Source organism: Candidatus Pelagibacter communis (genome assembly GCF_001180165.1).
Classification (GTDB): Bacteria; Pseudomonadota; Alphaproteobacteria; order Pelagibacterales; family Pelagibacteraceae; genus Pelagibacter; species Pelagibacter ubique_P.
In genome coordinates, this window is sequence record NZ_CVSQ01000017.1 from 59,773 (window position 1) to 74,728 (window position 14,956).

General features: G+C 26.7%; 15 protein-coding genes. 4 read left to right on the forward strand and 11 right to left on the reverse strand.

Annotated features, from left to right (window positions below; translation table 11 throughout):
* Position 1: 1 nt before the first annotated feature.
* The 7 genes from purF to rpsF all read right to left on the reverse strand — a co-directional run bounded on the left by purF (position 2) and on the right by rpsF (position 6,972).
* The gene (gene purF / locus AMN88_RS01220; protein WP_075536066.1) at positions 2-1,483 is read right to left on the reverse strand and encodes an amidophosphoribosyltransferase; all 1,482 of its coding nucleotides are present in this window, start codon (positions 1,481-1,483) and stop codon (positions 2-4) included.
* A complete protein-coding gene (locus AMN88_RS01225; protein ID WP_075536067.1) occupies positions 1,437-1,982 on the reverse strand; it encodes a CvpA family protein in 546 nt (181 codons plus the stop codon). Before AMN88_RS01225 ends, purF begins: the two co-directional genes overlap by 47 nt.
* Positions 1,982-4,378, reverse strand: coding sequence for an efflux RND transporter permease subunit (locus tag AMN88_RS01230; protein WP_075536068.1), 2,397 nt, complete (start codon positions 4,376-4,378; stop codon positions 1,982-1,984). Before AMN88_RS01230 ends, AMN88_RS01225 begins: the two co-directional genes overlap by 1 nt.
* Positions 4,379-4,399: 21 nt before the next feature.
* A complete protein-coding gene (locus tag AMN88_RS01235; protein WP_075536069.1) occupies positions 4,400-5,818 on the reverse strand; it encodes a replicative DNA helicase in 1,419 nt (472 codons plus the stop codon).
* Positions 5,819-5,886: 68 nt separating this feature from the next.
* Entirely contained in the window at positions 5,887-6,345 is a 459-nt protein-coding gene (gene rplI, locus AMN88_RS01240) for a 50S ribosomal protein L9 (protein ID WP_075536070.1), read from the reverse strand.
* Between the two features lies 1 nt (position 6,346).
* On the reverse strand, positions 6,347-6,619 hold the full coding sequence (gene rpsR, locus AMN88_RS01245; protein ID WP_075536071.1) for a 30S ribosomal protein S18: 273 nt from the start codon (positions 6,617-6,619) through the stop codon (positions 6,347-6,349).
* The gene (rpsF, locus tag AMN88_RS01250) at positions 6,619-6,972 is read right to left on the reverse strand and encodes a 30S ribosomal protein S6 (RefSeq protein WP_075536072.1); all 354 of its coding nucleotides are present in this window, start codon (positions 6,970-6,972) and stop codon (positions 6,619-6,621) included. Before rpsF ends, rpsR begins: the two co-directional genes overlap by 1 nt.
* An 87-nt stretch (positions 6,973-7,059) precedes the next feature.
* Here rpsF and fabD point away from each other — a divergent pair, with 87 nt between their 5' ends.
* The 4 genes from fabD to gmk are packed head-to-tail and all read left to right on the forward strand — an operon-like array spanning position 7,060 to position 9,649.
* A complete protein-coding gene (gene fabD, locus AMN88_RS01255) occupies positions 7,060-7,986 on the forward strand; it encodes an ACP S-malonyltransferase (RefSeq protein ID WP_075536073.1) in 927 nt (308 codons plus the stop codon).
* Complete coding sequence (gene fabG / locus AMN88_RS01260) at positions 7,983-8,720, forward strand: 3-oxoacyl-[acyl-carrier-protein] reductase (protein WP_075536074.1); 738 nt, start codon at positions 7,983-7,985, stop codon at positions 8,718-8,720. The genes fabD and fabG overlap by 4 nt, the downstream gene beginning before the upstream one ends.
* Before the next feature lie 48 nt (positions 8,721-8,768).
* On the forward strand, positions 8,769-9,008 hold the full coding sequence (locus AMN88_RS01265; RefSeq protein ID WP_008544320.1) for an acyl carrier protein: 240 nt from the start codon (positions 8,769-8,771) through the stop codon (positions 9,006-9,008).
* Positions 9,009-9,016: 8 nt separating this feature from the next.
* The gene (gene gmk, locus AMN88_RS01270; protein WP_075536075.1) at positions 9,017-9,649 is read left to right on the forward strand and encodes a guanylate kinase; all 633 of its coding nucleotides are present in this window, start codon (positions 9,017-9,019) and stop codon (positions 9,647-9,649) included.
* Here the strand turns inward: gmk and rsmA are convergent.
* From rsmA to AMN88_RS01290, 4 genes are all read right to left on the reverse strand, one after another.
* Positions 9,638-10,423 (reverse strand): 16S rRNA (adenine(1518)-N(6)/adenine(1519)-N(6))-dimethyltransferase RsmA, encoded by a 786-nt coding sequence (rsmA, locus tag AMN88_RS01275; protein WP_082254601.1) that lies wholly within the window; start codon positions 10,421-10,423, stop codon positions 9,638-9,640. The genes gmk and rsmA overlap by 12 nt on opposite strands.
* Positions 10,420-11,397 carry a 4-hydroxythreonine-4-phosphate dehydrogenase PdxA gene (locus AMN88_RS01280; RefSeq protein ID WP_256997771.1) on the reverse strand — a complete coding sequence of 326 codons (978 nt, stop codon included), beginning with the start codon at positions 11,395-11,397 and terminating at the stop codon, positions 10,420-10,422. The genes rsmA and AMN88_RS01280 overlap by 4 nt, the downstream gene beginning before the upstream one ends.
* Complete coding sequence (locus AMN88_RS01285) at positions 11,375-12,307, reverse strand: peptidylprolyl isomerase (protein ID WP_082254602.1); 933 nt, start codon at positions 12,305-12,307, stop codon at positions 11,375-11,377. Before AMN88_RS01285 ends, AMN88_RS01280 begins: the two co-directional genes overlap by 23 nt.
* Before the next feature lie 6 nt (positions 12,308-12,313).
* Positions 12,314-14,956, reverse strand: a 2,643-nt coding sequence (locus tag AMN88_RS01290; RefSeq protein ID WP_075536076.1) for an LptA/OstA family protein, incomplete at its 5' end; no start/stop codon positions are given.

The following is a 14,956-nucleotide window of genomic DNA, read 5'->3' on the forward strand; positions in this document are numbered from 1 at the left end:
CTTAATTGTTTGATCCAGTACTTAGTAAAGATAACTGAGTTATTTTATTATCTCCTAATTCATCCACTAATTTAACAGGGTATTCACCTGTGAAATAATGATCTGTTAATTGTGGATATGTTTCATTTCTTTTTTCAAAACCAATTGCTTTATACAAACCCTCAATTGACAAAAATCTCAAAGTTTTAGCTCCAATATATTCGCAAATTTCATCATTTGTTTTATTTGCTGCTAACAATTCCTTTTTTGTAGGTGTGTCTACACCATAGAAATCTGGGTATCTTATTTCAGGGCACGCAATTTTAACATGAACTTCTTTTGCACCAGCGTCGTAAAGCATTTTAACTATTTTATAAGATGTGGTTCCCCGGACAAGTGAGTCATCAATTAGAATTATTTTTTTATTTTTAATTGTTGTTTGATTAGCATTTAATTTTAATTTGACACCCAAACTCCTAATTTTTTGGCTTGGTTCTATGAAAGTTCTTCCAACATAATGATTTCTAATTAAACCATGTTCAAAGTTCATTTTCAATTCTTGAGCAAAACCCATAGCAGCAGCATTTCCAGAGTCTGGGACTGGAACAACTATATCAGCATCAGTATCATTTTCTTTTGCAAGTTCTCTACCGATGTTTTTTCTATGCTCATATGCTGTTTTTCCTCCTATTAAACTGTCTGGTCTTGAAAAATAAATATATTCAAATACGCAAGGTCTAACTTTTTTAGCAGGGAAGGGCTTAATACTTTTCAGTTTGTTATTTTCAATTAAAACTATCTCTCCATTTTCAACTTCCCTAACAAATTTAGCACCAATAATGTCAAATGCACAAGTTTCAGATGCTAAGACATAACTATTGCCAAGCTTACCAATTACTAGCGGTCTAATCCCGTAAGGATCTCTAACTCCAATTAAAGAGTTTTGAGTTAACATCACTAATGCATAGCCACCTTGAATTTGAAAAATTGCATCAATTACTTTATCAATTGTTTTTGGTCTCTTTGATTTAGCAATTAATTGAACAATCGTTTCAGTATCTGAGGTAGTGTAAAATATAGCTCCATCTTCAACTAATTTATTTCTTAAAGCAATTGAATTAGTAAGATTTCCATTATGTGCAACTCCAATTCCACCAGCATTGGTATCAGCAAAAAAGGGCTGAATGTTTCTTAATATATTGTTACCAGTTGTACTATATCTGTTATGGCCAATTGCATAATTTCCCTTAAGATTATTAAGTACCTTTTCTTTGTTGAAATTATCTCCAACTAAGCCAAATCTTTTTTCAGAATAATATTTTGCTCCATCAAAAGTAACTATTCCACAACCTTCTTGACCTCTATGTTGAAGAGCATGTAATCCAAGTGCTGTTAGAGCTGAAGCATCTTTTGCATTGCTAATACCAAAAACTCCACATTCTTCCTTTAGTCTTGGATTATAGCTCTGTAATTTTTTCTTTAGAATCTTGATATGTTTTTTCATTAGGAAATTCTTTTATCAGATAACTACTACCTTTTTCTAAATATGGAAAGACGTATGATTTGTCAAAATTTATTGGCCATTTATCATAATTATAAACAATATGAACACCTGAAAAGATACATACAGAAATAATGTAAGCTCTTATAAAACCAAAAAAGAATCCAAATGTCGTATCTAAGCCACCGATTCCCGTATATCTGACTGCTTTACTGATTCCTTTATTAATTAACAAAACCAAAAAGATAACGACCACAAATATTATTATTCCTAGACCAACATCAAGCACATACTCATTATCAATTATGTCTTTTACATAGGGTTTAATTTTTGGAAATAGAATTAATGTAATTATGTATGCCAGCAACCATTTAGCTATGGAGAGAATACTTAAAATGAAGCCCTTTTTGTAACAATTTATCAAAGAAAGAATTGTTAAAATTAAATAAATTAAATCAATTATTGATATTGCTTTATAAAAATCTTGTATGATTTCTAACATTAAGATGATTTGCCAAAAGGTTTAATAATTAAAATTAATGCAGGAAGTAGTGTTAATACCGATATCATAGCTAATAACATAGCAAGTCCTGTAAACACACCAAAATAAATTGTTGGGATAAACTTTGATAACACCAAAATTGAAAAACCAAAAACAATCGTAATTGAAGTGTTTAGTATAGCAACACCAACCGTTGAATGACACGTTTTTAATGTTTTGTTGTAATCCTTTATTTTATTAAACTCCTCTTTAAATCTGTAAATATAGTGAATACTGTTATCTACTGCGATACCTATTGTAATTGCTGCAATAGTTATAGTCATCATATCTAACGGTATTCCTAACAATCCAATTATTCCTAGTATAAAAAAAGCTGCAATAAAATTTGGAACAACACCAATTAATGACAGTTTTATATTTCTAAATAAGATTATGAACATTGAAAATATTCCAATCATAACTAATCCCAATGTTAAAATTTGAGATTTAAATAAGCTTTGTAATAAATTGTTAAATAATATTAATACACCTGCTAATTTATAATCTTTTTCCTCTAAACCAAATTTGTCTTTTAGATCAAAATTAATTTTGTTAATTAAATCATTTCTTCTTAAATTTTCCTGCGAGTCTATTATTCTTAAACTAATTCTAGCCTCATTATCTTTAATTGAAAGATAGGGGTCAATGATTTCAGTTTTAATACTTTCAGGAATTTTAGAGTAAAGCACTCCCATTTCTAAAGTACCTAAAGGCTTATTATTATTTAATTGAGTAGCAACCTCAATAATAGATGAAAAAGATAGAACTTTTCCAATTTCAGGTAAACTATCTAAGTAATTATGAACAGATGTAATTAGATCAATTTTATCTTTGGTAAACCAATATTTTTCATCATTAGCATCTTCTTCATCACCCCAATCGTCAAATTCATCGTCTTCCCCAGATTTTTTTACCTTTTCTTTCTTTGGAAACTTTATAATAACCTCTAAAGGAGTGGTTCCACCCAGCTCCTCATCTATAAGCTTCATACCCCTGTAAATTTCAGTATTCTTATCAAAGTAATTTATAAAACTATTTTCAACTTCAAGCTTGCTTATGCCAACAATACTGAAAATTATAACTATTCCAGTTACCAAGAAAATTGAGTTTTTATTATTAAGAGAAATTATACTAAGTAAATTTGTAATTTTTGATTTCTGTTCTTTTTTAACAGTAATATTGTTTGTAGGTGCAAAGTTTAAAAGGGTAGGTAGTAGAGTAAATGTGATGATAAATGATGTAATTAGCCCAAAGGTCATCATCCAACCAAAATCAATAATAGGTTTTATTTCACTAAAAATTAAAGATAAGAAAGCAAAAATTGTTGTTAGAACAGTATAAAGAATTGGCCAAAACATTTTTGAAGTGGTTAAAGAAATGATTTCAAAATTATTTTTTGATGGGAAATCTTTTTTAAGTTGAAGAAACCTTGTGCTCATATGAATATTCATTGCCATTGTTAAAATTAACATAAGTGCAATAAAATTTGATGAGATAACTGTAACTTTCCATCCTAGCAATCCAAGCAATCCCATCATTATTATCACAGAAAAAAGACAACTGCTTATAGGAACCACAATCCAAAGAAGATTTCTAAAAACAACCCATAAAGTAGCAATTATAAATAACAGAACTCCTAAACCAAAAACTATTATATCGCTTTTGATAAAAGTCATCATATCATCAGCAATCATTGGTATTCCTCCAAGATAAATCTTTCCAACATCCTCATAACTTTGAATAACTTGTCTAATTTCTAAAATATTCTGATGATTTTGTTTTTTGATTTGATCTTTTATTAGTTCAACTTCTTCTTTTGATTTATTTTCTATCTCTTCTAATTTTTGAGACTGCTTAATGTTAACAATAATCCCACTAGTTTTACCATCTTCACTGATGACAAAATTTCTAAAAACAGGACTATTCAAAATCTCTTTAAAACCTCGATTTCTATCAACATCTTCATCTTTTAATGTTTTGAAGCTATCTAGTCTTTCTTGAAGGGGTGCATCAGAATTATTTAAAAGTGGAATATCTAATAAAGTAATTACACTATGAACCCAGTCAAGACTTTGAATTTTATATTTTAAACTTAATAAATTATTAATTGATGAATCAGTTACCATTCCCTCATTTGGTGTATAGGTAAGAATTAAAAACTCTTTAGATCCATATCTTTCTGAAACTTCTTTCAAGTATGCTAAATCCGGATCACCTTCTATTAACAAGGTTTCTGATGAAGCATCCAACCTAAAATTTTTTGAATAGTACCCAAAACTTAAAATAGCAATAATCAAAAATACAAATATTGCTTTGGGATTTTTAAGGATAATGTTTTGATAAAAATGAGCTATCATTCAAGCTCTTTATATTGGAATTTAACTTAATTGAGTATCCTTAAATTTTGTAAATCTTTCTTCAAATTCAAGAGTTACATTGCCAATAGGACCATGCCTTTGTTTTCCAATTATGATTTGTGCCAAATGAGCAACCTCATTCATTTTTGCTTGCCACTCCGCATGCTCAACAGTTGCTTCTCTTGGCTCTTTTCTCTGTAAATAATATCCTTCTCTATAAACAAACATTACTACATCTGCGTCCTGTTCAATAGAGCCAGACTCTCTTAAATCTGCCAATTGAGGCTTATGATCGTCCCTTTGTTCTACTTGTCGAGACAACTGTGAAAGAGCCACCACAGGAACAGAAAGCTCTTTGGCTATTGCTTTAAGCCCTTGAGTAATTTGTGATATTTCTTGAACTCTTCCATCTTTATTAAATGTAGTTCCTCTCATTAGCTGAATATAATCAACCACAATCATATCTAGACCAAAAAGCCTTTTAATACGTCTTGCTCGATTACTTAAAGCTGCAATACTTATTGCTGGAGTTTCATCAATATAAAGAGGCAGTTCAGAAATATTTTTTGATGTTTCTAAAAATTTATCAAATTGATCATCCGATATTCTTCCTCTTCTAATATCATTAGAACTAATTCTTGCTTGTTCAGATATAATTCTTGTAGATAATTGTTCTGAAGACATTTCAAGCGAAAAGAAAGCTATAGATGATTTCTTACCACTTTCTTGTAATTTTTGGGCAGCGTTAAAAGCAATATTTGTTGCAAGTGATGTTTTACCCATTGATGGTCTACCAGCTATAATAATTAAATCTGATTGATGCAAACCACCGAGCTTATCATCTAAATCTTTTAAACCAGTTGGAACACCAACAATTCCCTCTTCATTTTTGTAAGCAGCTGAAGCCATTTCAATTGTTTGTTTCATTGCTTCATCAAATTTCACTAAAGAAGAATTGAAAGAACCTTTTTCAGCTAGATCAAATAATAATCTTTCAGAACTTTCGATTATAGATTGTCCGTTAGTATTAACATCATTTAATTTTGCACTATCAATTGTTTGTTCAGAAATTTTTATTAATTCTCTTCTTACAAACATATCGTAAATTATTTTCGAGTATTCAATTGCTTGCCTAACTGATGTAGAAAACTTTGTAATTTTTACTAAATATTCTGGAACATTTAGATCATCTTTTTCATCTTCAAAATAATTTTTTAAAGTAATTGGGTTAGCCAACATTCCTTTGTAAATAAGACTTTCAACTGCTTCAAATATTTTTTGATGCATTGGATCATAAAAGTTAATACAGGAAATTATTGTATTTATTTCATCAAAAATATCGTTGCTTACAAGGATAGATCCTATAACTGCTTGCTCCGCCTCAATGTTATTTGGTAACTCTTTAAATTGATCTTTAACTACACTTAAATTGTTTTCCATGAAAATAAATGTACATGAAAATTAATTAAATCAAATTGTAAATTGTTGCTGGGGAAAAGAATGTATAATTATTGAATTGTATCAGCCGAAGAAACATTGATAGCAATCTCAGCATCAACTTCTGAGTGTAAAGAAATTTTTACTTTAAATTTACCCAAAGCTTTTATTTCTTCAACCGGTTGTATCATTGAAGGCTTAACATCAATTTTATTTTCTTCTTTAATAAGTTTTGAAATTTCAGTTGGTTTAACAGAACCATATAATTCATTATTTTCTGTACTTAGCTTTTTGATAGAATACTCTTTACCATTAATCTGTTCAGCAATTTGTGAAGCTTCTTTTTTCTTTTCGTTATCTTTTTTTGATAACTCAGCTTTAATTTTTTCAACCTCTTTAATATTTTCTTTTGATGCAAAGAGAGCTTTTTTATTAGCAATTAGAAAGTTTCTTGCAAAACCTCTTTTCACATCTATTATTTCACCAATAGATCCAATTCTTTTTACGTTTTCTAGCAAAATTACTTTCATTCTATATTAGCGCTAAATTTCTAGCTCTTTTAATTGAAAGAGAAAGCTCCCTTTGTTTTTTTTGAGATACATTTGTAATTCTTGAAGGTAAAATTTTACCATTTTCAGAAACATACTTTTTTAAAAGTTTAATGTTTTTATAATCTACTTCTGGAGCGCCTTTCACTGATAATGGACAAGTTTTTTTAAATTTGTATTTATTTGGTTGAAAAATACTTAATTTAGCAAAACTACTCTGTTTACCTTTTTTATTTCCACTTTGTCTTTTTGGCATTAGTTTTTTGCACTTTCTTTTTTTTCACTATCTTCTTTTTTTCCAAAATAGTTTGTTTCTAAATCAAATTTTTTTACTCGAACTGTTAGATATCTCAGTAATTTTTTATCAATAGCTTCACTTTTTTCTAATTCATCAATAACGTTACCTTTACATTTTAGTTTAAAGTGTATGTAACTCCCTTTTTTATTCTTTTTAATTAGATAAGATAAGAATAGTAATCCCCAGTTTTCAGTTTTAACAACTTCACCATCATTTTTTTCAACAATTTTAGAATATTTTTCTGTTAATTGCTTTAATTCACTTGGCGAAGTATCTTGTCTAGCTATAATTGTATGTTCGTATAAATTCATTTAAGTTCTTTAATAAAAAGTGAGGATATACTATTATAAAAGTTCAATTACAATAGTTAAAAAGGCAAAAATATTAGTTTTTTTTATATGTTTTCAGTAATTTTTCCAGGTCAGGGATCTCAAATAGTGGGAATGGGAAAAGAGCTTTATGATAAATTTAATATAGTAAAAGACCTTTTTAAACAGGCAGACGACATACTAAATTTTTCTATTTCCAAACTTATTCTAGAAGGACCAAAAGAAGAGCTAGATTTAACAGCTAATACACAGCCAGCAATATATTTAATAAGCTTTTCAATATTTAATCTTGTAAAAAATGAATTTAACTTAGATTTAAATAAAGCTAAATACTTTGCAGGACACTCTTTAGGCGAATATTCGGCTCTATCATGCGCGGGATATCTTGATTTTTCAGATACTTTAAAAATACTAAGAACTAGAGGAGATGCAATGCAAAACGCTGTGCCTAAAGGGCAGGGAGGAATGGTTGCTGTTTTAGGCTCATCAGTTGATGTGATTGAAAAAATTTTGAAAGAAAATAAAGAAAATTTAAAAGTACAAATTGCAAATGACAATTCTGAAGGTCAAATTGTTTTAAGTGGAAAAACTGAGGATTTAGAAAATTTAATTCAAATCTTAAAAGATAATTCAATAAAAAATATTAAACTTCCAGTGAGTGCACCCTTCCATTGCGATTTGATGAATAATGCAACAAAAATTATGTCAGTGGAGTTAAATAAACTTAATTTTAAAAATGGACAAAATAAATTAATTTCAAATGTTACTGCTGATGCAATTAAAGATCCAGATGAACTTAAAAATCTATTGATTAAGCAAATAGAGAATAGAGTTAGATGGAGAGAAAGCGTGATTAAAATGATAGAAAATGATGTAGACCATTTTATAGAAATTGGACCTGGGAAAGTTTTGTCAGGTTTGGTAAAAAGAATCAATAGAAATGTTAAAATTAATACAATTAATGATCAAAGTGATATTGAGGATTTAAAAATATGACAGATTTGAAAAGTAAAAATATTATCGTTACAGGTGCTTCAGGTGGAATTGGAAATTCAATAATTAGAAAATTAAATCAAGCAGGTGCAAATATATTAGCCTCAGGTACAAGAATAGAAAAACTCGAGGAATTAAAAGAAAAGTATGGAAATATTAAAATATTAAAGTTTGATATTTCTCAAAGTGATAAAATTGAGGAATTTGTTGAAAACGCAACCCAAGAACTTGGTGGTAATTTAGATTGTATAGTTAATAATGCAGGTATTACCAAAGATAATTTAGCAATAAGAATGAGTCTAGATGAATGGAAAAAAGTAATTGAAATTAATTTAACTTCAACTTTTTTAATGAGCAAATCAGCAATTAAAAAAATGCTTAAAAATAAATCTGGAAAGATTGTTAATATTACGTCAGTTGTTGGACATACAGGTAATTTAGGACAGGCTAATTACACTGCTTCTAAAGCAGGAATTGTTGCAATGTCAAAGAGTTTAGCAATAGAGTATGCGAAGAAAAATATAAATATTAATTGTATTTCACCTGGCTTTATTAAAACTGCAATGACAGACAAATTAGATGATAAATTTAAAGAGGCAATAATATCAACAATTCCTTCAGCTAGGCTAGGTGAGCCAGATGATATTGCAAATGCAGTGCTTTTCTTATGTTCAAATCAATCAAGTTATATAAATGGCGAAACCTTGCATGTTAATGGAGGCATGTATATGGCTTGACAAAATAGGTTTTTAAACTATTAAGAATTTATAACAAAAAGGATCAATATGTCAGAAGACGTTTCAAGCAAAGTAAAAAAAATTGTAGCAGATCACTTAGGTATCGACGAAGCTAAAGTTACTGAAGAATCAAGTTTTATAGATGATTTAGGCGCTGATAGTTTAGATACTGTAGAATTAGTGATGGCTTTTGAAGAAGAATTTGGATCTGAAATTTCGGACAGTGAAGCTGAGAAAATTTTAACTGTAGGTGATGCGGTTAAATTTATCGAAGGAAAAGCTAACTAGAAATTAAAATGCCATCAGAAAAAGATGGGGTAATGATAATATTATCTTCTCCCTCGGGAGCAGGTAAAACTACTTTAGTAAAAAAATTATCTGAAAAGGAAAATTTCGAGATCTCAATATCACACACAACTAGACAACCAAGACCTAACGAAAATCAAAATGAAGATTATTTCTTTATTGATGAATCAGATTTTAAAAGATTAATTAAAAATCAGGAATTCTTAGAATATGCAAAAGTTTTCAATAATTTTTATGGCACAACAAGAACACCAGTCATAGATAAATTAAATAAGGGTAAAAACGTACTTTTTGATATTGATTGGCAGGGAGCGGATCAAATAAAAAACAAAAAATTAGATTATAAATTAATTACTTTTTTTATATTGCCCCCAAGTAAAGAAGTGTTATTTGAAAGGTTAACTAAAAGACACTCTAACGACAACCAAATAGCAGAAGAAAGAATGAAACAATTTGAAAGGGATGTATTACATTGGATAAATTATGACTATGTAGTTATAAACAATGATTTGAATGAGTGTTATTTAAAAATTACCAATTTGATTAATGCGGTTTTAAATAATGGCTCAAAAGATTATGATATAGATTACATAAGAGCTCATGTAGAAACATTAACTTCCTAACTTCTCATATTCATAAGCTAGTTTGTAGTAGGTATCTAAATTTAAATTTTGTGGTCTTAAATTTAGATCAATTTTAAGTTTTTCTAAGACTTTTTTATCTCCATTAAAAATTTGATTATAGGGTTTTTTTAACATTTTTCTTCTTTGATTAAAAAAAATTCTTGTAATTTTTTCTAAACTATTTGGATTATTAATTTTAATGAAATTTTTTTTTGGATAGAAAAATAATAAAGAGCTATCTATTTTTGGTTTTGGGTAAAATGCTTCAGGCTTTATATCGCATATCTTTTTTATATTTAATTTCCAATTACAAATAATTGATAACCTTCCGTAATTTGATGTATTAAATTTTGCAATAATTCTATCAGCAACTTCTTTCTGAAACATTAAAACAAGACATTCAAACCAAAAATCATTTTTTAAGTTAATTATCCAATTATTAAGAATTTCAGTTGAAATGTTATAAGGTAAATTTCCAAATACAGTCACTTTTTCATCAAATAGAGAATTTTCATCAACATCTAGAACGTCATCATTGATAACTTTAAGTTTATCTTTATAGGTATCTTCAATTTTTTTTGCTAAAATGTTATCCTTTTCAATAACTAAAAACTTTTTAGGTTTTTTTTTAATAATAAAGGATGTTAAATTCCCAGTACCTGGACCAATTTCAAGTATTGTTTTATTTTTGATCTCGGTAATATTTACAATTTTTTCAAGTATATTTTTATCAATTAAAAAGTTCTGACCTAAACTTTTTTTGGCTTTAATCAATTTTTATCCAAAAAGTTTATAGCATTAAACAGACTTTTTTCGTTAGACATATTCTTACCTACCATTTTTATATTAGGTCCATGATCTGGCGAAATTCTCAAAAAAGGCAAACCCAAAGTAATATTGATGGCATCATATTCATATATGGTTTTTAATGGACTAAGTACTTGGTCGTGATACATGCCCAATATAACGTTAAATTTTTCTCTATTTTTTTTCAAAAAAATTGTATCAGCGGGAAAAGGACCTGAAACGTTGAAACCTGAATTTGATAATTTTTTAACGACAGGTTTTATAATCTTTTCATCCTCATTAAAATCATCAATACTTTCACAGTGTGGGTTAAGACCTAAAATAGCTATTTTAGGTCTAATTTTTTTGTATTGAATGTAAAATTTATTAATCAATAGAACTTTTGCATAAATATTTTTAATAGTTATGTTTTTTGAAACATATTTAAGAGGAATATGAGTTGTTAAGGGACAAACAGATAATTTTTCATTGTATATTAACATGGCAAATTTTTTTGTTTTATTTTTTGAAGCAAGATATTCTGTAATTCCTAGATATTTTTGTTTCAAAAAATTTTTTTTAGTAATTGGCCCATTAATCAATTTATTGCTTATTCCTTTTTTAATTAATTCTAAGCCTATTTCAAAAGATTTTTTGATAAATAAATTTGAATCTCTTGTTTTAATATTTTTAATATTGGTAAAATTAAGTTTTACATCAATGAGATTAATACAATCTTTTTCTAAATTTCTTAATTTTATATTTTTTAAATTAATTTCTTTTATTTTTTTTTTAGTTTTAAATTTTTTACTATAAATTTTAATTAGTTTTAAAGAAGAAATTAAAATTATAGGAGAATTAAATTTTTTTAAATTTAACGACTTAAAAAATATTTCAACGAATATACTATTTGGATCACCATTAATGATAATAATTGGTTTAACTTTCATTGATGCTAACATTTTTTTTAATTTTATTAAAATATATATTTGAAAATTGATTTAATTGTTGGTTTTGTATTGATTTTATTTTTAATTTTACTTCTTGTTCGATATCTAAATTTTTTTGGATTTTTTTTTTATTTTTTACACTTAAAATTAAAAAACCTCCTGGAATTAATATAGGTTTTGTATATTCATCATTTTTTAGCTGAGATATTTCTGAAACAATTTTTTTACTCATAGAGCCTTCTTCTATCCATCCCAGCTTGCCACCTGTTTTTGCACTTTCAGATATACTGAATATTGATGCAGTATTTTCGAAACCATTTTTTTCTATACTTAACTCAATTTGATTATACAGTTTTTCTGCCTCACTTTTATCATCTGAGTTAAATAAAATTTCATAAAGTAAGTAAGAATATGTTTCGTTATTAATTGATTTGATTTCATCTCTAATTTTTCTTTCGTCAAATTTTATTTTTGTATAGTAGTTTCTATAAATAAGTTGATTCCATAAAGCTTCATTTGAAAGTTTATTTTCAACTTCTTCTATATCAATGCTAAAATTATTTAAATATTTTATAAATTCTTTTTTATTATTAAAGCCTATAGATGAGTATATATTTTTAATAATATTCTCCAAATATTCCTCAGAAATTTTACTCTCTGCAATTTTTGAAATTTCAATTAGTTTTATTTTTTCTCGAACAAGAGAAGATTTTGCGATTTGATATATTTTATTTTTATCTAATTTACTTAAATTAGGATTTAATGCTTTTAAGTATTTAACTTCATTAATTATATCTACACTTGTGATAATTTCGTTATCAACTTTAACAATTATTTTGTTTTCTAAAGAAAAAACTTGAGTAACACAGGTTAAATAAAATAACAAAATAATTATAGATTTTATTAAATATTTCAACATCATTGAAAATTATTTAACAGATTGTTGAATAGCTGTTAATGGGTAAAAGCTTATAGTGAACATCAGATTTTCAGAGGGTTTTAAATCTCTATCCTCATAATATGTTTTTTTATATCTAACTCCTGCAGTTAAACAATCGTTATTATACTCATAGACTAAATCATAGTATTCTGTAAGATTTATCTCTCTATTTTTTCTTGTTTTAAAACCAAATGAATTATTCTCATTAATTTGATATTTTGTTACGTTTTCAAATAAATTTGTATTTCCTAAATCAGATTCCTCCTCAATAAAGTTAAATTCAGTTACAAAATTATTAAGCGAGAAATTAAGTCCAATTGAGTTATACATAAAATTTTCGATGTTATTATCAATAGCAAAATTATAATTTAATTTTAAATACTCAGACATTTTATTATCTATCGATCCAAACAAATAAGAATTTTTATCGTTCAATGATGTTTGTGGTGATATATTTGGTTCATTTTCATCTCTAAATACAGTTGCAAATTTATATTCAATATATTTTTTGCTGTTATCTTTTTTTGTTTTCTTATAATCAACACCAAAAGTTAAAGAATTTCCTGATTCAAAGCTATCATCTATACCAAGTCTATTAATATTGAAAATATTATTCGCATTTATATTTCTTTTATCTGTAGAATGATTTTTCATTTCTCCAGGGTTAATTCTTAAAGATAATTTTGGTGTCAGCATTTTGTCATAAATTTCTGATTCTTTGATCATTGGTAATTCTGTATTCATTTCAATTAATGATAACAATTCTATTTGTGGACTAGACTTGTAAGTAGTTGAATTTTTTCCTAAACTATTTAAGTTTTTTAGATAAAAATTAACATTGTTTTTTAGTCCAAAATTTTCAAAAATTTTATCATTTGTACTAAATTTAAAATTATTTATTATTCTGGATTCAATTTGATTTGTATTTTCTAAAACATTGTTACCACTTGAATCAAACTCTATTGTACCAAAATTATTGAACAAAGGTTGATGTGAATAATTATAGTATGGCATTACATATTGATATCTATCACTTTGTATTTTTGATAAATCTTCATAAATTTCAGCTCCACCAGATATAGAATAATCACTATGTTCTAGATCAAAATCTAAACCAGATTTTAAAACATCTGTATTATTTGGTTTTAATACATTGTTGTTTATATAATCTGAAAAAATCTTTAGGTAAGTATCTTTACTCACCCTTTCGAGAAAAAAATTTAATTCGCCTGTTAAAAAATTACTTAAATTAATTTTTTTTTCTAATTTAGCAAATATATGGTTAATATTTTCCTTTTTGTTTGTTGAAGATGTTTTAAATCCATTGGTTAATCCAACGTCAGCAATTAAAGAAGAATGTTTATTTTCTTGCCTATATTCTGTTTGGATCATTTTAGTATTTTTTGAGAATAACGTGGGATTAAATGTCATGTCTTTATTTTCTGAAATTACATGAAAATATGGTGTACTAATTGAGGATCCTAAAACATTGGAGTTACTTAGTTTTGGTAATAAAAAACCTGATTGCCTATCTACAGTTGGATCAGGGTGAAAAAATTTAGGAAAATAAAATATTGGAACGTCATACAACTTTAGTATTGAGTTATCATAAATTATTTGTTTTTTATTCCTATCATGTTTGATTTCTGAGGCCTCTATTTGCCATGGCGGACATTTGTCAGTCCTTTTACAGCTTGTAAAAACTGCTTTTTTTAATGTTGTAACTCCATTTTTATGATTTGAAGATTGGCCATAAATCCTTGGATCATTTTCAGATCTATCAAAAATATTTTTTCTTATAAAAATTTTTGCTGGTCCTGTTTTGTAATACTTATTTTTAAAATCAATAAATCCAGACTTAAAAAAGTATTTATCTTTTTCATTTGAGGACATTTTGTAATTTTCTGTGACTAAAATATTTTCGCCTTTTAAAAATTCTTTTTCTACTTGGTAATCAAAGCTATCTAGTTCATAAAGATTATTATTTGAATCTTTTATACTAGTTTTTTCTGAAGAAAATAATCTCATCTCATCTTTTAAAAAAACAACATCTTTTGATTTAAAAGAATAGTTAGATTCAATTAGAGCTGTAGTTAATCCTTTAGAATATATTTTGTTAAGATTTTTCTGATATATTATTTCATCGGCATTAAGTGAAATATTATTAATTAAATCATTAAACTCAACATTGTCATTAACAACAATTTTGTTCTCATTATCAAAATATAATGCCTTATCTGAAATGACATTTATATTTAAATTTAAATCATCAAATTCTACATTTTGAAAAGCTTCAATTTCTCTATTTTTATTATTAACTAAAATTTTACTAGCTTTTAATCTTAAATTTTTTTTGTTATCTCTAAGTACAACATTCCCATCAGCAATAATTATCTCTTCCTTTTTATTGTATAAAATTTTTTCTGCTTCTACCTTTATATTTCTTATTTTATCATTTAAAATTACATTATTTTCTGCAATTAAAACTAAGGTAGTTTTATTATATTCAAAGTTTTCTGCTTCTATAAAAATTTTATCTTTGGTAAATGCTTTACCCCCTTTATATCCCTTAAAAATATTTAATTGGCTTAAAAATAATGGAATTTCTGATAAAGAAATGCTGAAAACATT